This is a genomic window from Streptomyces sp. NPDC004838 (assembly GCF_053600955.1).
Genome location: NZ_JBSGAW010000005.1, coordinates 131,540 through 148,753, shown reverse-complemented (window position 1 = coordinate 148,753; position 17,214 = coordinate 131,540). Strand labels below are relative to the sequence as shown.

General features: G+C 68.7%; 12 protein-coding genes. 3 read left to right on the top strand and 9 right to left on the bottom strand.

Features of this window, described 5'->3' with window-relative positions:
* Positions 1-438: 438 nt before the first annotated feature.
* The 6 genes from ACWEFL_RS08230 to dnaE all read right to left on the bottom strand — a co-directional run bounded on the left by ACWEFL_RS08230 (position 439) and on the right by dnaE (position 9,681).
* Positions 439-1,017, bottom strand: a complete 579-nt coding sequence (locus tag ACWEFL_RS08230; RefSeq protein ID WP_451709176.1) for an amino acid synthesis family protein — start codon at positions 1,015-1,017, stop codon at positions 439-441.
* A gap of 18 nt (positions 1,018-1,035) precedes the next feature.
* Complete coding sequence (locus ACWEFL_RS08225; protein WP_451709174.1) at positions 1,036-2,505, bottom strand: 4-hydroxyphenylacetate 3-hydroxylase family protein; 1,470 nt, start codon at positions 2,503-2,505, stop codon at positions 1,036-1,038.
* An 89-nt stretch (positions 2,506-2,594) separates the two neighbouring features.
* On the bottom strand, positions 2,595-3,164 hold the full coding sequence (locus ACWEFL_RS08220) for a flavin reductase family protein (RefSeq protein WP_451709171.1): 570 nt from the start codon (positions 3,162-3,164) through the stop codon (positions 2,595-2,597).
* A gap of 59 nt (positions 3,165-3,223) precedes the next feature.
* On the bottom strand, positions 3,224-4,426 hold the full coding sequence (locus tag ACWEFL_RS08215) for an amidohydrolase family protein (protein ID WP_451709169.1): 1,203 nt from the start codon (positions 4,424-4,426) through the stop codon (positions 3,224-3,226).
* Between the two features lie 823 nt (positions 4,427-5,249).
* Positions 5,250-5,852: a MarR family winged helix-turn-helix transcriptional regulator gene (locus ACWEFL_RS08210; protein ID WP_451709168.1), complete on the bottom strand. Its 603-nt coding sequence runs from the start codon at positions 5,850-5,852 to the stop codon at positions 5,250-5,252.
* Positions 5,853-6,045: 193 nt separating this feature from the next.
* Complete coding sequence (dnaE, locus tag ACWEFL_RS08205) at positions 6,046-9,681, bottom strand: DNA polymerase III subunit alpha (protein WP_451709166.1); 3,636 nt, start codon at positions 9,679-9,681, stop codon at positions 6,046-6,048.
* A gap of 204 nt (positions 9,682-9,885) precedes the next feature.
* Here dnaE and ACWEFL_RS08200 point away from each other — a divergent pair, with 204 nt between their 5' ends.
* Positions 9,886-10,893 (top strand): LysR family transcriptional regulator, encoded by a 1,008-nt coding sequence (locus ACWEFL_RS08200; protein ID WP_451709163.1) that lies wholly within the window; start codon positions 9,886-9,888, stop codon positions 10,891-10,893.
* Between the two features lie 226 nt (positions 10,894-11,119).
* Here the strand turns inward: ACWEFL_RS08200 and ACWEFL_RS08195 are convergent, their stop codons facing one another.
* The 3 genes from ACWEFL_RS08195 to ACWEFL_RS08185 all read right to left on the bottom strand — a co-directional run bounded on the left by ACWEFL_RS08195 (position 11,120) and on the right by ACWEFL_RS08185 (position 15,208).
* Positions 11,120-11,488: a hypothetical protein gene (locus ACWEFL_RS08195; RefSeq protein WP_451709510.1), complete on the bottom strand. Its 369-nt coding sequence runs from the start codon at positions 11,486-11,488 to the stop codon at positions 11,120-11,122.
* Positions 11,489-11,628: 140 nt separating this feature from the next.
* Positions 11,629-12,957 carry a class I SAM-dependent RNA methyltransferase gene (locus ACWEFL_RS08190; protein WP_451709161.1) on the bottom strand — a complete coding sequence of 443 codons (1,329 nt, stop codon included), beginning with the start codon at positions 12,955-12,957 and terminating at the stop codon, positions 11,629-11,631.
* A gap of 196 nt (positions 12,958-13,153) precedes the next feature.
* A complete protein-coding gene (locus ACWEFL_RS08185) occupies positions 13,154-15,208 on the bottom strand; it encodes an APC family permease (RefSeq protein WP_451709158.1) in 2,055 nt (684 codons plus the stop codon).
* 327 nt (positions 15,209-15,535) lie between these two features.
* Here ACWEFL_RS08185 and ACWEFL_RS08180 point away from each other — a divergent pair, with 327 nt between their 5' ends.
* A complete protein-coding gene (locus ACWEFL_RS08180; protein ID WP_451709155.1) occupies positions 15,536-16,204 on the top strand; it encodes a potassium channel family protein in 669 nt (222 codons plus the stop codon).
* Positions 16,204-16,875, top strand: coding sequence for a potassium channel family protein (locus ACWEFL_RS08175; protein WP_451709153.1), 672 nt, complete (start codon positions 16,204-16,206; stop codon positions 16,873-16,875). Before ACWEFL_RS08180 ends, ACWEFL_RS08175 begins: the two co-directional genes overlap by 1 nt.
* Positions 16,876-17,214 lie beyond the last annotated feature (339 nt).

Here is a 17,214-nt window from a genome sequence, read left to right as displayed (position 1 = left end):
GACGGCTGTGGGACGGCCGACGGGCGGCCCGTGGATACGACACACGCGGCGGACGGCACCGCACGCGGGTCGGCGGTGTCCCGCGACTGGCGTCGGCCGAAGCGCCCGGGACGCTGTGTGTGTTCGGCCGGAGGTGTGTCCGAGGCAGGGACGCGGTGTGTCCGCGGTCCGGGGGTGTGTCTGCGGCCGGGACGGGGTGTGTCCGCGGTCCGGGGGTGTGTCTGCGGCCGGGACGGGGTGTGTCCGCGGTCCGGGGGTGTGTCCGGGATCCGGAGGGACGGAGATGTGCCGGTGGCGGGGCAGACAGGAGCGGGCCTGTCTGCCCCCGGCGTCGGTGTACGCGGCTTTCCGTTCGGCGCTTCGGGGAGGGCGCCGACCGGGCCGCCGAGGCGGCTGACCGCCCGGGGGCCGGCCCCCGGCAGTCAGGCGCCCGGGCGGTCAGCGCAGGCCGTCCTGCCCGGTGATCCGGTCGGCAGGGACCCCGCCGATGCGGGCGTTGATACGGCCGCGGTTCGCGTAGACGGCGATCGCGACGAACTCGTCCGGGCCCGGGGAGTCCGCGAGCTTGACGGTGAGGCCGTCGTAGTGCGAGCGGACGTAGAGGGCGTCCTTGTGGGCGAGGGGGATGTCGATCGGCTCGCCGCGCTCGGCGCGCTTGGTGAAGGAGGGGACCCAGGCGAACCCGCCGTCGGCGTGATGGCGCATGGCGTTGCCGAACACGGTGGTCAGCAGCGCGTTGACCTGTTCCTGTTCACCGGCGGTGCCGACGAGGCCGCCCTTGCCGTAGCTCTGGACAGGGGTGCCCAGTGCGGCGCGGGCGCGGCGGCACAGCTCGTCGGCCATGGGCTCGCTGGCGGCGACCAGCTCGCTGAGGTCCTTGACGTACTCGCCGGCGTAGGGGTTCTCCATGATGGCGCACACCGCGACCTTCCGCAGGGGGCCGAGTTCGTCCGACTGGCCCATGACCTCGTTGATCTCGTCGATCTGGGTGTACCAGCGCCTGATGTTGAGTTGCATGTCGGTCCCTTCAGGGTGTTACGCGGTGGTGGTGGAGCCGAAGGTGAAGTCCGTCTCCAGGGCCAGGCTCTGATCGACGAGCCTGCGGGCGGAGTCCCAGTCGTAGCTGTCGAAGACGCGGGCGTCGCAGATGTGCTGGGCGGCGGAGTAGAACATCTCGTACTGGAGCTGGCGGCCGGCGAACTCGGTGCCGACGAAGTCCCAGATGGTCTTGAGCAGTTGGACGCGCTCGTCGGCCGGGGCGGCGACCGACCGGAAGTAGCGGCGGACGTCGTCGGCCGTCTCGGCGGACGAGAAGGAGTCCGCGGAGGAGGGGACGGCGATGAGGGAGCCGCCGGCGAGTTCGCGCAGCCACCGGAGGAGTTCGGTGACGAGCTGGCGCTGAAGGCTCATTCCGGTGTAGATGAAGCGCTGGTCCGGGATGTAGATGTCGCCGACCTTGGTCGGGGTGAGTTCGGCGGCGCGGACCAGGCCCTCGATCTGCGAGGCGATGGTGGCGACGCCGCCGCCCAGCTGGCCTCGCACGGGAGGCAGCTTGTCCAGGCCGTGCAGCTCGGAGAGCTTCATGGCCAGTCCGCAGGCGAACCGCAGCTTGACGCAGAATCGGCTCAGGGCCTGGTAGTTGGCGAGCAGATGGGCCCCGGTGCGGGTGAACTGCTCTCGGGTGAGGGCGACGTCCTTGTAGATGAAGACCTCCTCCCAGGGGACGAAGACGTCATCGAAGACGATCATGGCGTCGCTCTCGTCGAAGCGGGACGACAGCGGGTAGTCGAAGGTGCTCGTGGCGGCCTCGCCGTACGGGCGGCGGGGGTAGAGCTTGACGCCCTCGGCGTTGACGGGCATGACGCACGAGATGGCGTAGTCCTCGTCGCCGGGCTGGAGCGGGACGACGTAGGTGAGCAGGATGTAGTCCGCCATTACCGCGGAGGTGCCGATCATCTGGGCGCCGCGTATGACGATGCCGTCGGGGCGCTCCTCGACCACACCGGGGTAGAGGAAGGGCTCGGGCTGCTGGTGGGCCGGTTTGGAGCGGTCGACCTGCGGCGGGACGATGGCGTACGAGACGTACAGGTCCTCGCGGCGGGCCCGCTCGTAGAAGCGCACCAGGTTGTCGGCGAACTTCTGGCCGTTCCTGGCGAACAGGTGCCGGGAGCCGACGAAGGCGGTGAGCAGGGACGAGACATGGTCCGGGGTGCGTCCCATAAGGCCGAAGCTGGGGGTGGCCCAGCGCTCGTGGTTGCGGCGGCGGGAGCTGAGGGCCTCGGGGGTGGACGGCGGCTCCCAGATCCGGGAGTAGGTCTCGCCGGTTTCGGGATCGGTGTAGCGGGCGTCGGGGTCGTCCGCCATCCGGTCGTAGAGACCGGCCATGACGCCGACCGGGCCGGCGAAGCCCGGGTAGGTGGTGACGTCGTCGACGAGCTTTCCGTCCACGTAGATCTTGCGGCCGTCCTTGAGAGCCGCGAGGTACTGGCTGCCGGTCCTCAGCATGGCTCCTCCTTCTCAGCGTGATGGGTGGTGTGGTGTGTGGTGCGCTGGGTGTGTGCTACGGGGTGTGTGGTGCCGGGCACGGGGGCGGGTCAGGCCATCGAGCCGAACAGCATCCGCTCCCACAGGCGGTGGAGTGCGGTGTCGTCCGACTCCTCCATCCGCTGATAGGCGCGGTTGCAGTAGACGAGCGGACGGTCCCGCTCGCCCAGGCGCATGCTCCGGACGGTGCCGACGACGATGGAGTGGGTGAACGCCTCGTGCATGGCGGACACTTCGAGGTCGAACGAGGCGACGGCACCGTCGATGAACGGCGCGCGGCCGTCCTCGCGGGGCAGCAGCCAGTTCGGTTCGAGGGTCTTGTCGCCGCCTGGGCGGGCGCACTGGTTGGAGATGTTCCGCTGCTCCTCTGCGAGGAAGTTGACGCCGAACCGGCGCTGGCGGGCGATCTCGGTGTGGGTGCGGGTGAACTTGTTGACGCACACGAGCAGGCTCATCGGTTCCACGGACAGTGAAGTGACCGAGCTGGCCGTCATTCCGCTCGCCCGCTCGCCGTCGGCGTAGAAGGTGAGCACGGAAACGGAAGCCGCGAACCGGGAGAGAGCGGTGACGAAGAGGTCGGGCGACTGGGCCGCGATGCCGGTGCTGGGGGCTGTGGACATATGCGTTCTCCTTCACGGACCCAGCGATGAAACGACAGTAAATTAGTTAAGTAACTTCGTCAATGTGCTGCACTGAATTCACGGGGAAGGTGACCGGCGATGACGGCGGACCGGGCGGGCGCGGGTGTGTTGCGGCTGCGTCCGGCCCGGACGGTTCCGTCGGTGACGATCGCGCTGATGCCCGGGATGTCGCCACGCCCGAGGGCGGTGAGGGCGTCGTGGCCCGCCGAGCCCCACGGGGCGTCGAGGACCACGAGGTCCGCGGGCGCACCGGGGGTCAGGACGCCGCCGGGCACGTCCCACACGCGGGCGCAGTTGCCCGAGGCCATCGCCCAGACCTCGGCCGGGTCGGCTCCGGCCAGGGAGGACAGCTCGGCAACGGTCTTGATGACGCCCAGCGGCATGACGCCCGTGCCGGTGGGGGTGTCGGAGCCGATGACGACACGGGAGAGTTCGCCGCGCTCGGCGGCCGTGCGCAGGATGTGGACGGCGGAGCGTACGTTGCCCGCCTGGACGAGCTGGAGCGCCATCGCGGACTCGGTGATCACCCGCTCCAGCCCTGCCTCGGGCAGTGAGGTCGGGCCTCCGTTGATGTGCCCGCACACATCGGGGCGCAGGAGCAGCAGATGGTCGGGGGTGATGGGCTTGCTGCCGGGAACGCTGGCCCCGCCGGAGTGGCACATGACGGTGATGCCCGCGCCCTGGGCCCAGCGGACCTGGTCGACGCCGTCGGCGGGGTCGGCGTACGCGCCGAAGCCGAACTTGGCGAGGTGCACTCCGGCGGCGGCGAGTTCGGCGAAGTCACCAGGTTGCAGGGCGGGTTCGAGGACCACCGACCCGGCGTGCACGCTCATCCCGCCGGGACGGAAGTTGTCGAAACAGGTCTTGGCGGCGATGGCCAGCGCCTTCACGCCGACCGCGGAGTGGGGGCGGCCGGGGGCGTGGATCTCGCCGGGGGAGATGACGCGGGTGATGCCGCCGTGGGTGTAGCTCTCCAGGAAGTCGACGGTTTTCTGGCGGGGGGTGTAGTCGCCCAGGACGACGTGGCAGTGGGAATCGATCAGCCCGGGGGCGACGGTGGTGCCCTGGGCGTCGATGACGACGTCGCAGGAGTCCGGCGGGGTGGGGCTGTCCGCGGCGGGGCCCAGGTAGGTGATCGTTCCGTTCACGGCGATCAGGCAGTCGGCCGCTCGGTCGACGGGTGTGTCGATGGCACCGGTGAGGAGTGTGCCGATGTCGACGACGGAGAGTGTGCGTGACACGGGGATTCCTTTCATGGGCGTGGCGGGATCCGCCGACGGGCCGGATGGGTCCGCCGAGGGGCGTACGTGTCCGGTGCCGGGTCGCCCGGCGGGCCGTACGCATCCGCCGACGGGGCGCGCTGGGGGCGGGCGGGCGGGATCGGGGGAGGGGGTGTGGGCCCGGGGAGGGCGCGGGGTCGGCAGTGCGGTGCCGGAACGGGGTGCGGGCGCCGGGGGAAGGGGGTGGGTCCGGGGGTGCGGTTCCGGGAGGGCGCGGGGCCGGAGAGGGGCGCGGGTTCGGGGGCCTCGACCGCGAGGCGCTCGCCCTCGCGCCGTCATGTCAGAGGTGTTGCGGATCCGCCGGGACGACGGGATGGGTGGTCCGGAAGGTGCGGGACGGTGGGCGGGCCGGGGCGCGCCGTAGCCGTAACGCATGGTGGGCGGCGCCGCCCCGCACTGGAGTCCGCGGGGTCGCCCCGTACGGGAGGGCGCTGTTCATGGTGAGGACCGCCGGGCCGAGTGCCGTATCGCGGAGGTGGGCGCGTGACGCGACGCAGGGCGGATGAAGAGCGCGCTCAGCCGGCGCTCGCGACGTCCACGGCTCGTCCCGGTCGTGCTCGCGGTCGCGCGGCATGGCGAGTTCGGCCTGGCCGATGGGCTGCCGCGGCTGGAGAACTTCGTGTCCGTCATGGCGTCCTTCTCTCGGTCAATGAATAAAATTACCTAGGTTAATTCACTATTTAGATGCGAAGTGGCCCGCCCGGCGCGTCGGCGTCCGGTGTTTCTGTGATGTCGGCGCGGTGGAGCCGCCGGGGCGGGGCCTGCCTGGTGGATCAGACCGACCCTAGGAGTCGGACTCCAGGACGGAGGGGGTTTCGGTCGCGATGAACGCTTGCAGGGCCAGGGCCTGGTCGGAGGTCGCGATGAGGCGCTTCACCAGCCGGTTCAGCTCGCGGAACTCCTCGGTGGTCAACTCGGCGAACTGCCGGTCGTTCACCTGTCGCTGGATCGGGGCGAGCTTGCTGAGCCGACTCATCCCCTCGGGAGTGACGGTGATCCGCTGGACCCGGCGGTCCTCGGTGCTGCGGCTCTTCTCCACGAGCCCCTGGGCGGCCAGTTTCTTGATCTCCATCGTCGCGAAGGTGGGTGTCACCCACAGGTGCTCCGCGATGTCTTTGACCCGGACCTCGCCATGGGTGGCCAGGTGGGCGACGGTGATCAGCGTGGTGTACTGCGCGCCCGAGAGGCCGACCATGGCCGCGTGGCCCGCACGCACGGCGTCGTGCCGCGCGGCCAGCGCGAACAGTCCGTGTGTCAGCTGCCGGAACTCGTCGTCCGTACCGCCCGGAAGGAGTTCGGCGCGTCCGACCGTCAGCGGCGCCCGGACGGTGTCGTCGGGGGAGTCCCCTTCGGTCCGCTGCGGGGCCGGTGTCTGTGTCTTGCTCATCCGGCTCTCCTGGGCGGTGCGAACGGCTGATGGTGTGCGGCGGATGTGTCAGGGCGGGTGTCGGGGTGCCGGCAGCCGCCTGTGTCGTGGGGTCAGCGTAGGAGGCTCGAGGATGTCACGTCAATCACTTGATGAAGTTTATTAGCTATCTGGGTTGATCGCGGTGGTGTCACTCGATGTGCCGTCTCGTACGCTACTGCCGGTCGCCCTGCCAGGCGTCGGCTCCGAAGGTGCCCTTGATCTCGGAGGCGATGGTCGTGGGGTCGACTCTCGCCTGGAGGGCGTAGACAGTGGTCCTTTTCGGACCGCGGACGCTGAGGTGCACAGGGCTGTCGCCCGGGTGGGTGGCGAGGATGTGCTTGAGTTCTTCGACGGTCTGCTCGGTGACGCGGTGCAAGGGGAGCGCGAGCTTTACGGGGGGCATGCCGCCGTTCGCGGCCGAGGAGATGTCGAGGACGGAGAGTTCGCGGCCGAACATGTTCACGGCTCCGTCTCGGTCTTCGATCTTGCCTTTGACGGAGATCACGTTGTCCTCGGCCAGGGCGTGCCGGACGAGCTGGTAGGCGGCGGGAAAGAAGAGGACTTCGATGGTGGCGTCGCGGTCCGCGAGGTTCACGATGGCCCAGTGCTTTCCTTGCTTGGTCATCTTGATCTGGACGCCGGTGATCAGCCCGGAGAGTCGGACGTCGCCGGTGGTGCGGCCGGAGGTGAGCAATTCGGCGATGGAGCAGTCCCGGGCTCGGGCGAGGATGTGTTCGGCGCCGTCCAGTGGGTGCGCCGAGACGTAGAGGCCGAGCATTTCGCGCTCGGTCGCCAGGAGTTGTCGGCGTGGCCACTCTGCTTCGTCGATGGGGAAGTCGAGGCCGAAGGACGGTTCGTCGTCCGCTGTGCCGGTGAGACCCGCAAAGAGGTCGTCCTGCCCGAAGCTTGCCGCCTTCTTGACGGGGATGATCGCGTCGATGGCGTCCTCGTGGATGGCGCAGAGCCCCTTGCGTGGGTGCCGTAGGGAGTCGAAGGCGCCGGCCTTGATCAGTGAGTCCACAGCTCGTTTGTTGAGTCCGGGCAAGGCGATCTTCTCCAGGAAGTCGGGGAAGGAGGTGAACTTCCCCTTCTGGCGGCGGGCTTCGACGATGGCCTCGATGACGTTGTCGCCGACGTTGCGGACGGACCGCAGCCCGAACCTGACATCGTCGCCGACAGCGGTGAACTCGGCGACGGACTCGTTCACATCCGGCTGGAGGACGCGGACGCGGTTCTTGCGGGCGTCGGCGAGGTAGACGGCGGCTCTGTCCTTGTCGTCGCCGACGGACGTGAGCAGTGCCGCCATGTACTCGGCGGGGTAGTTGGCTTTGAGGTAGGCGGTCCAGTACGAGACCAGGCCGTAGCCGGCGGTGTGGGACTTGTTGAACGCGTACCCGGAGAAGGGGAGCATGACATCCCACAGGGCTTTGACGGCCTCTTCGCTGTAGCCGTTGCCGCGCATGCCGTCGTGGAACTTCTCCCACTCCGCGGCCAGGACCTCCGGCTTCTTCTTGCCCATGGCCCGGCGCAGCAGGTCTGCGCCTCCGAGGGTGTATCCCGCGAGCTCCCGGGCGATGGCCATGATCTGCTCCTGGTAGACGAGCAGATGAAAGGTGTTGCCGAGGATCGGTTCCAGCGCCTCCTTGAGTTCGGGATGGATCGGAGTGATCTCCTGACGGCCGGTTTTACGGAACGCGTAGTTGGTGTGGGCGTTCGCCGCCATGGGGCCGGGACGGTAGAGCGCGTTGACGGCGGCGATGTCCTCGAAGCGGCTCGGCTCCATCTGTCTGAGCAGCACCCGCATGCCGCCGCCGTCGAGTTGGAAGACGCCGAAGGTGTTGCCGTCGGCCAGCAGCCGGAAGGTCCTGGCATCGTCCAGGGGGATGACATGCGTGGACGCGTCGCCCTCCAGCGGATCGACCGTGGCCAGGCTGATGCCCCGATTCTCACGGATGTTCTCGATCGCCTGGTCGATCACCCCGAGGTTGCGCAGTCCCAGGAAGTCCATCTTGATCAGGCCCATGGCCTCGCAGGACGGATAGTCGAATCCGGTGATCTTCACACCGTCCGTTCCCCGCATGTGCAGAGGGATGCGATCGGTGAGCTTGGTCTTGGACAGGATCACCGCCGCCGCGTGCACCCCGGTGCCCCTGGTGAGTCCCTCCACTCCACGGGCGGTGTCGATGACCCGCTTCACGTCCTGGTCGCTCTCGTACATCTGCCGGATCTCGCCGGCCTCGCCGTACCGCTCGTGGGAGGAGTCGAAGAGGGCGGTCAGCGGGGCGGACTTGCCGTTCTGGTCCGGCGGGAGTGCCTTGGTGATCCGCTCCCCATGGCTGTAGGGATAGCCGAGGATGCGCGATGAGTCCTTGATCGCGTTCTTGGCCTTGATCTTGCCGAACGTGTTGACCATGGCGGTGTACTCGCCACCGTACTTCTCTGTGACGTATTGGACCATCCGGTCACGCTGGCGGTCGTCGAAGTCAAGGTCGACGTCCGGCGGGTTGATGCGTTCGGGGTTCAGAAACCGCTCGAAGAGCAGGCCGTGTTCCAGGGGGCACAGCTCGGTGATACGGGTCGCGTACGCAACGATCGAACCGGTGCACGAGCCTCGGCCGGGCCCGAGCGGAATCCTGTTGGTACGTGCGTGGCGGCAGATGTCCGCCACGACGAGGAAGTAGGAACTGAATCCCATGGGTCCGATGACCTTCATCTCGGTCTCGAAGCGCTCCAGCACGTGCTGGGGGATCGGATCCCCGTAGCGCATCGCCAGGCCCTTGAGGGCTTCCTTGCGCAGCCACGACTCCTGGGTCTCGCCTGCCGGCACGTCGGGAAACCGCGGCATCTCGTCCACGAAGTCGAAGACCTCGTCGTAGGACTCGATGCGCTCGGCGATCAGCAGCGTGTTGTCGCAGGCTTCCGGGAGCTCCGAGAACAGGCCGCGCATTTCTGCGGCGCTCTTGAGGTAGTAGCCGGAACCGTTGAAGCGGAAGCGACCGGGATCGTCCTTGTTCTTGCCGACGCCGATGCACAACAGGCTGTCGTGGGCATCGGCCTGGTCCTCGGTGACGTAGTGCGCGTCGTTGGTGGCCAGGAGCGGGATGCCCAGGTCCCCGGCCAGCCGCAGCAGGCCCTCACGGACGTTCCGCTCGATGTCCAGGCCGTGGTCCATCAGCTCCATGAAGTAGTTCTCGCGGCCGAAGATCTCCTGGTAGGCCGCGGCGGCCGCTCTCGCCTCGTCGTACTGGTCCAGCCGCAGCCGGGTCTGGATCTCGCCGGACGGGCAGCCTGTGGTCGCGATGATGCCGCCCGGCCGCCGGGAGATCAGCTCCCGGTCCATGCGCGGCTTCCCGGCAGGGAACTGGCCTTCGTAACTGGCCTGGGTGCTGAGCCAGAACAGATTCCGCAGACCCTCGGCGTTCCGCGCCCACATGGTCATGTGGGTGAAGCGGCCACCGCCGGAGACGTCCTTCGACCCCTCACCGTCCTCGCTCACGGCCCGGCGGCCGCCCGGCCCCCAGAACTCCTGTCTCCGGACGAACCGCGACGACGGTGCCACGTACGCCTCGATGCCGATGATCGGCGTGACTGTCTCGAAGCCCTTCGCCACCTGCGCGAACTCGTAAGCCCCGAACATGTTGCCGTGATCACTCATGGCGATCGCGGGCATGCCCTGCCGTGCCACCTCGCCGAACATCGGCTTCAACTTCTGTGCGCCGTCCAGCATCGAGTACTCGGTGTGATTGTGCAGATGAACGAAGGAATCCGGCACGTGTGGGCCACCCCTGGTGTGAGTAGGAAGCCCCATCCCGGCCACGGGCGTGATGGCGGCCTGACCGGTGGCCGGCCGCGGATGCCGGGAACCATCGGACCGCCGACGGCACCGGTCTCGACTCGACCACTTGCCAACCTTTGGTTGGGCGCATCCATCAAAGCGAGCCGAGTGCGCAGGAATCAAACAACCGTTTTCATGCTTTCAATCAACGATTGGTTGTCTATTTAGGATGGGTGGATGGATATCACCGCCGTGCGCACCTTCGTCGCCATCGTGGACACCGGACAATTCCAAGAAGCCGCGTCCACCTTGTCGATCACTCCACAGGCGGTTTCCAAGCGCATCGCCGCGCTGGAGAAGGAACTTGGTGTCCAGCTGTTCATCCGGGATGCCCGCGGGGCCCGGCTCACCATCGATGGCCAGGCGTTCCAGTCGCACGCCCGGACGCTGCTTCAAGCGGCGGAACGTGCCGTCGCCTCCGTGCGGCCGGGGCGTCGGGCGTTGCGCGTCGACGTGGTCGGCCGCCGCCTCTCAGTGGCGGGTCTGCTGCGTGGCTTCCATCGAGCATTCCCCGAGACCGAGCTGGATGTCGTGACTCTGTACGATTCGGGCGAAGCCATCGCCGCGGTCCGATCCGGCTCGATCGACGCCACGTTCCGCGCGGTGACCATGCCGGGCCGACACATTCCCCAAGGCATCGAAGCCACGCCTGTCTTCGACGAACCGCTCCACCTGTTCACCGGACCGGCGCACGAATTCGCCGGCGCCCCGGCGGTCACGCCCGAGCAACTCGCGGGGCATCGGATCTGGATGCCCGGCAACATGCACGGCACCGAGTGGGCCGCCTACTACGACGAACTCGCCGCCGCGTTCGGCATCACCATCGACTCGGTCGGCCCGGACTTCGGCATCGAGCCCCTGCTGGACACCATCGCGAGCTCATCGACGCTGGCCACCTTCATCAGCGAGCAGACCCCTCTCGTCTGGCCGGCCGGCCACGACCTGCGCCGCATCCCCCTGAAGAGCCCGACTCCCGTCTACCCTCACTCCCTGGTCTGGCGCACGGACAATCCACACCCGGCCCTGGACGCCCTCCGCAGCCATCTCGCTGCCGCATACCCGGGACGCCCCGACAGCGGCATCTGGACACCGAAATGGGCCCAGCCGGCCCAGCCCGAACGTGCATGGCCTACCTGTCCGAATAGCTCAGAACCTGCTCCTGAGCCCGACATACAAGGGAGCTGAGTGGTGGACTGTGCCCGTACTGTGCGGCATCGGTCGCGTCGCACCAACGGTGCTCAAGGGCGACGGGAGCATGAATCCCGTCGATCTCAAAGCCGATCCGGCACGGACAGGCTGGACTCTTCGACCACCGCTCCCGCACCGCCCGGGCCGAGCCCGCGGGCCTTTCGCAGGTGCCGATCTTTCAGAAAAAAGCCTCGGCTTCGGGGCACGACCGCGGCGCCTGCCCTCAAGCCAAGTAAATCAGCACGCCGAAGCCCACCACCAGGAGCAGCACGATCGCACTCACGACCAACCGCCCCAGCATGACCTCCCGATCCAACTTCTTGATCCGCTGCCGCAGTTCCTCGCTGCCTTCCTCCGTGTCCTTGCGCCAACGAGGCTGGAGCACGGCTGTGCCATCGGCGATCGCGTCGGCCACCCGCTGCACGTCGTCGGCGTGGAAAACTGTCCACTCGTGGGAGCCATACGTGCCCGTCGCCCGATCGAGCACCTGCCCGGCGGCCTGGACGGCTGTCGTGTCGGGCTGTTCGAAGACGGTCCGCAGGAGCGTGGTGAACCATGGCTGGGCCGATTTCGGGACATGGCTCAGCAGCAACGCTCAGTAGCGGAAACCCGCTGGTCGCAGCGGCCTCAGATCATGCTCAACGAGCGTCTGATGAATGAGCGTTACGAGCGTCATCTCAGCGTCGAGATATCGCCCGTAACGCCCACATCGCACACCCGTGAAATTGAACGTCAAGAGCCCTTTGAGGCCGGTTCAAGGATCGCCACGCACTCCACGTGATGCGTCATCGGGAACAGGTCGAACGCCCGCAGGGTCCGGCAGCGGTAGCCCGTCTCGCGGAAGTACGCCAGGTCGCGGGCGAGCGCCGCCGGGTCGCAGGCCACATAGGCGATGCGGCGGGCGCCCAGGGCGGCCAGCAGGCGGACCGCCTGGCGGCCCGCGCCCGCGCGGGGCGGGTCGAGGACGATCAGGTCGGTCTCGCTGATCCCGGTGCGGGGGAGGACCTGCTCGACCTTGCCGTGTTCGACACGGACGCGCTCCAGGTCGCCGAGGTTGTGGCGGGCGTCCTCGGCCGCGCGCTTGGAGGACTCGATGCCGAGGACCGCGCCCCGGTCGCCGACCCGTTCGGCGATGGCGCCCGCGAACAGGCCCACGCCGCAGTAGAGATCGAGCGCGGACTCGCCCTTGCGGGGCATCAGGCCCTGCATCACGGCCTTGACGAGGATGTCGGCCGCCTGCGGATGGACCTGCCAGAAGCCGCCGTTGCCGACGCGGTAGGTACGGCCGTCGGCGCGTTCGCGGACGAAGGCGCGGCCGTGGACACGGTGGACCGAGCCGTCGCGTTCGTCGACGCGCAGGACGGAGACGGGCTTGTCGAGTTCGACGAGCGGGAGCCGGCCGCCGGGGCGGGGGGTGAGGACGACCTGGCGGTCATGGGAGCCGGTGGCCGCGATGGCCTCGACCGAGGCCATCTGGGGCCAGTCGCGTTTCTCGACGCCGAGTTCGCTGACGCCGGGTGCCGCGATCAGACAGTGGTCGACCGGCTCGATGTCGTGCGAGCGGTGCCTGCGCAGCCCCGCGTGCCCGTCCTCGTCGACGGCGTACTGCACCCGTGTACGCCAGGCCGGCACCTCGCCCGCGGGCAGTTTGTCGCCCGGCGCGGGCATGACCGTGCCGTCCCAGCCCACCTCCTGCGGGGTGAGGCCCGCGAGCCGCTGGAGCTGCTCGGCGATCACCTCGCCCTTGAAGCGGCGCTGAGCGCCCGGCTTGACGTGCTGCCAGTCGCAGCCGCCGCACTTGCCGGGGCCCGAGAACGGGCAGGGGGCCTCGACCCGGTCCTTCGCCGCCTCGATGATCCGCACGGCGTCGGCCCGCAGGAAGCGCGAGTCCGCCTCGCCCTCGGTTACCCGCGCGACGATCTTCTCGCCGGGCAGGGTGTGGCGTACGAAGAGGACCCGGCCCTCGTCGGTGCGGGCGATGCAGTGCCCGCCGTGTGCGACGGGTCCGACCTCGACCTCGTACTCCTCCCCGACCAGCGATGAATCGGACGCGTTCTGCATGGCGGGGTGGCTCCAGGGGATCGTCGTGCGGAGGGCGGAGGGGGCGCATCGAGTGGGAGTGCGGGCGGGAGGGACAGCCCACCAGTCTACGCGGGCCCCGGAGCGCCGGACGCCGTCAGTCCGGTTCCGGGGCCGGCACCCGATCCGTCCCGCTCCGAGGCCGGAACTCGTCGGTCCCGCTCCGGGACGGCCGCCGTCACTCCCGGTCCGGGCCGCTGGGCTCCTTGGGCCGCTCGCCCACCGGGCCCCGCCGCACCGAACCGGGCGCGTTCCACTCCTGGCGTCTGCGCGCCCGTTTCTTCGCCGCCTCCGACGACTCCAGCTGGTACGGCACCGAGGTGACCATCACACCAGGAGTGAACAGCAGCCGCCCCTTGAGCCGCAGAGCGCTCTGGTTGTGCAGCAGATGCTCGTACCAGTGGCCCACCACGTACTCGGGGATGACCACACTGACGACATCCCGCGGGCTCTCGCGCCGCAGCCCCTTCACGTACTCGATCACCGGGCGGGTGATCTCCCGGTACGGGGAGTCGAGGATCTTCAGCGGTACGTTGATGCCCCGCCGCTCCCACTCCTCCCGTAGCGCCTTGGTCTCGGGCGCGTCCACGCTGATGCTGACCGCCTCCAGCTTGTCGACCCGCATCAGCTTGGCGTACGCGAGAGCGCGCAGCGTGGGCCGGTGGATCTTGGAGACGAGCACGATGGCGTGGACACGGGACGGCCGGACGCTGTCGTCGCTCGGCTCGTCGGGGACCGACAGTTCCTCCGCCACACGGTCGTAGTGCCTGCGGATCGCGGACATCACGGCGTAGAAGATCACCATGCCGAGCAGGGCGACCCACGCGCCGTGCGTGAACTTGGTCGCGAGCACGACCACGAGCACCAGGCCGGTGAAGAAGGCCCCGAAGGTGTTGATCGCGCGGGAGCGGATCATATGGCGGCGCTTCGCGGGGTCCTTCTCGGTCCGCAGATGACGGTTCCAGTGCCGCACCATGCCGGTCTGGCTGAGGGTGAACGACACGAAGACGCCCACGATGTACAGCTGGATCAGCTTCGTGGAGTCCGCGCCGTAGACCCAGACGAGCAGCGCCGCGGCCCCGGCGAGCACCACGATGCCGTTGGAGAAGGCGAGCCGGTCGCCGCGGGTGTGCAGCTGACGCGGCAGATAGCGGTCCTGGGCCAGTATCGAGCCGAGGAGCGGAAAGCCGTTGTACGCGGTGTTCGCGGCCAGGAAGAGGACGAGCGCGGTGGCCGCCGCGAGGAGGACGAAGAAGAAGGTTCCGTCACCGAAGACGGCCGCCGCGACCTGCGAGATCACCGGATCCTGCACATAGCCGGCGCCGACGGGCACGCCATTGCTCAGCAGATCGTGCGAGGGCTGCTCCGCCATCTTGACGTCGGATGCCATCGCCAGGCCGATGATGCCGCAGAACATCGTGACGGCCAGGCCGCCCATGAGGGCCAGCGTGGTGGCCGCGTTCCGCGACTTCGGCTTGCGGAACGCGGGCACGCCGTTGCTGATCGCCTCGACGCCCGTCAGCGCGGCACAGCCGGAGGAGAAGGCACGCAGCAGCAGAAAGACCAGGGCGAAGCCCGCGAGCCCCTCCTCCTCGGCCTTGATCTCGAAGCCCGCGGTCGGGGCCTTGAGGGAGTCGCCGAGGACGAGTCCCTGGTACGCCCCCCAGGCGATCATGATGAAGACGCCCGTCACGAAGACATAGGTGGGGATCGCGAAGAGCTTGCCCGACTCCCGTACCCCGCGCAGATTCATCAGCGTCAGCAGCACGATGATGGCGACCGCGCAGAGAACCTTGTTCTCGACGACGAACGGGATCGCGGAGCCGAGGTTCTCCACGCCGGAGGAGATGGAGACCGCCACCGTGAGGACGTAGTCGACCAGCAGCGCGCTGGCGACGGTGAGGCCCGCCTTGGGGCCGAGATTGGTGTTGGCGACCTCGTAGTCGCCGCCGCCGCTCGGGTACGCGTGCACGTTCTGCCGGTACGAGGCGACCACCGTGAACATCAGCACGACGACCGCGAGCGCGATCCAGGGGCTGAAGCTGTAGGCCGACACACCTGCGATGGAGAGCACCAGAAGCACTTCGCCTGGTGCGTACGCCACCGAGGACAGTGGGTCGGAGGCGAAGACAGGCAGCGCGATGCGCTTGGGGAGGAGCGTTTCTCCCAGCCTGTCGCTGCGCAGGGCCCTGCCGATCAGAATGCGTTTGGGCAGGTCGGTCAGTTTGGACACGCAGAGGATCGTAAGCGTTCGATATGAGACAGGCCCACCCACCACCCCCGCGATCCCTGTGAATATCGGATTCCGCAGGGGGCGAGGGGGGCGCCGCCGCTGAGCGTGTGTAGCTTGGGCCGCTGTCTGAGAGTCTGGAATCTCGAGCATCCTCAAATCTGGGTAAAACCTCGGGGCGAGGGTTCCGGAGTGATACTCCAGGCACGACCCTCGGGCGAGGTCCGGCGGGAAAAGAACAGAAATCCGTAACAACCGCGACAACCGAAACAAGCGCAAAATCCGCGGTAACCGCGGGAAAAAGCAGACATTGCAGCCGGAAGGACGGTCGTGCACATCGTCATCATGGGGTGCGGGCGAGTGGGAGCCGCTCTCGCGCAGACCCTGGAGCAGCAGGGGCACACGGTCGCCGTCGTCGACCAGGACCCCACGGCCTTCCGTCGCTTGGGCTCCGGGTTCGGCGGTCGCCGGGTCACCGGGGTCGGGTTCGACCAGGACACCCTGCGCGAGGCGGGCATCGAGGATGCGGGCGCCTTCGCCGCGGTGAGCAGCGGAGACAACTCCAACATCATCGCCGCGCGCGTGGCCCGCGAGACGTTCGGCATCGAGCACGTCGCCGCGCGGATCTACGACCCGCGGCGGGCCGAGGTGTACCAGCGCCTCGGTATCCCGACGGTCGCCACGGTCCGCTGGACGGCCGACCAGATGCTGCGGCGGCTGCTGCCCTCCGGCGCGGAGCCGCTCTGGCGGGATCCGAGCGGCGGGGTCCAGCTCGCCGAGGTCCACACCTCGTCCGCCTGGATCGGGCACAAGGTCAGCAGGCTTCAGGACGAGACGGGCGTACGGGTCGCCTTCCTCACCCGGATGGGTGAAGCGGTGCTGCCCACCTCGCAGACGGTGCTGCAGGAGGGCGACCTCGTCCACGTGATGATGCGTACGGACGAGATCGAGAAGGTCGAGGCGGCGTTCGCCGAAGGCCCCGAGGAAGGCGGTCACTGATGCGGGTCGCGATTGCGGGCGCGGGCGCGGTGGGCCGTTCCATCGCGGGGGAACTGCTGGAGAACGGGCACGAGGTGCTCCTCGTGGACAAGGCGCCGACCGCGATCTCGGTGGAGCGGGTGCCGCAGGCGGAGTGGCTGCTGGCCGACGCCTGCGAGATCACCTCGCTGGACGAGGCGGCGCTGCAGCGGTGCAGTGTGGTGATCGCGGCGACCGGTGACGACAAGGTCAACCTCGTCGTCTCGCTGCTCGCGAAGACCGAGTACGCCGTGCCGAGGGTGGTCGCGCGCGTCAACAACCCGAAGAACGAGTGGCTCTTCAACGAGTCCTGGGGCGTCGATGTCGCGGTCTCCACGCCACGGCTGATGTCCGCGCTGGTCGAGGAGGCGGTGAGCGTCGGCGATCTCGTCCGGCTGCTGCGCTTCAGCCACGGTGACGCGAACCTCGTGGAACTGACGCTTCCGCCGGAGTCCGCTCTCGCCGGCACCCAGGTCGGCGATGTGGCCTGGCCCGAGGACACCTCCCTGGTCACGATCATCCGCGGCTCGCGGGTGCTGACGCCGAGCACCGAGGAGACGCTGGAGGCGGGCGACGAACTGCTGTTCGTGGCGGCGCAGGCACGCGAGGAACAGCTGGAGGACCTCCTCTCCGTCCGCCGCGAGATGCCGTAGATCGCGGGGGAGCCTTCGCGGTCGGGCCCGGGTCGGTCCGGCTCGGCTCTGGGGCCAGGGCGAGGGCTGGGGCTGGGTTCGGGTCGGGTCTGGGGCCAGGGCTGGGGCTGGGTTCGGGTCGGCCCTGGGGCCAGGGCGAGGGCTGGGGCTGGGTTCGGGTCGGGTCGGGTCTGGGGCCAGGGTCGGGGTTTGGTTCGGGTCGGCTCTGGGGCCAGGGCTGGGTTCGGGCCCGGTTTCGGGTGTGCGATCGGGCGGTCGGCCCGGCTCCGGCCCGGCAGCCCGTCGCGACCGGGCCCACGGCACCGTACCGCCGTCGCGACCGCCCGGCGGCACCGCGTA

Bases quoted from the DNA above. Each gene is read 5' to 3' on its own strand.
- ACWEFL_RS08230 (WP_451709176.1), bottom strand. From the start codon at position 1,017: ATGCAACTCAACATCAGGCGCTGGTACACCCAGATCGACGAGATCAAC.
- ACWEFL_RS08190 (WP_451709161.1), bottom strand. From the start codon at position 12,957: ATGCAGAACGCGTCCGATTCATCGCTGGTCGGGGAGGAGTACGAGGTC.
- ACWEFL_RS08175 (WP_451709153.1), top strand. From the start codon at position 16,204: ATGCGGGTCGCGATTGCGGGCGCGGGCGCGGTGGGCCGTTCCATCGCG.
- ACWEFL_RS08225 (WP_451709174.1), bottom strand. From the start codon at position 2,505: ATGCTGAGGACCGGCAGCCAGTACCTCGCGGCTCTCAAGGACGGCCGC.
- dnaE (WP_451709166.1), bottom strand. From the start codon at position 9,681: ATGGGGCTTCCTACTCACACCAGGGGTGGCCCACACGTGCCGGATTCC.
- ACWEFL_RS08220 (WP_451709171.1), bottom strand. From the start codon at position 3,164: ATGTCCACAGCCCCCAGCACCGGCATCGCGGCCCAGTCGCCCGACCTC.
- ACWEFL_RS08200 (WP_451709163.1), top strand. From the start codon at position 9,886: ATGGATATCACCGCCGTGCGCACCTTCGTCGCCATCGTGGACACCGGA.
- ACWEFL_RS08210 (WP_451709168.1), bottom strand. From the start codon at position 5,852: ATGAGCAAGACACAGACACCGGCCCCGCAGCGGACCGAAGGGGACTCC.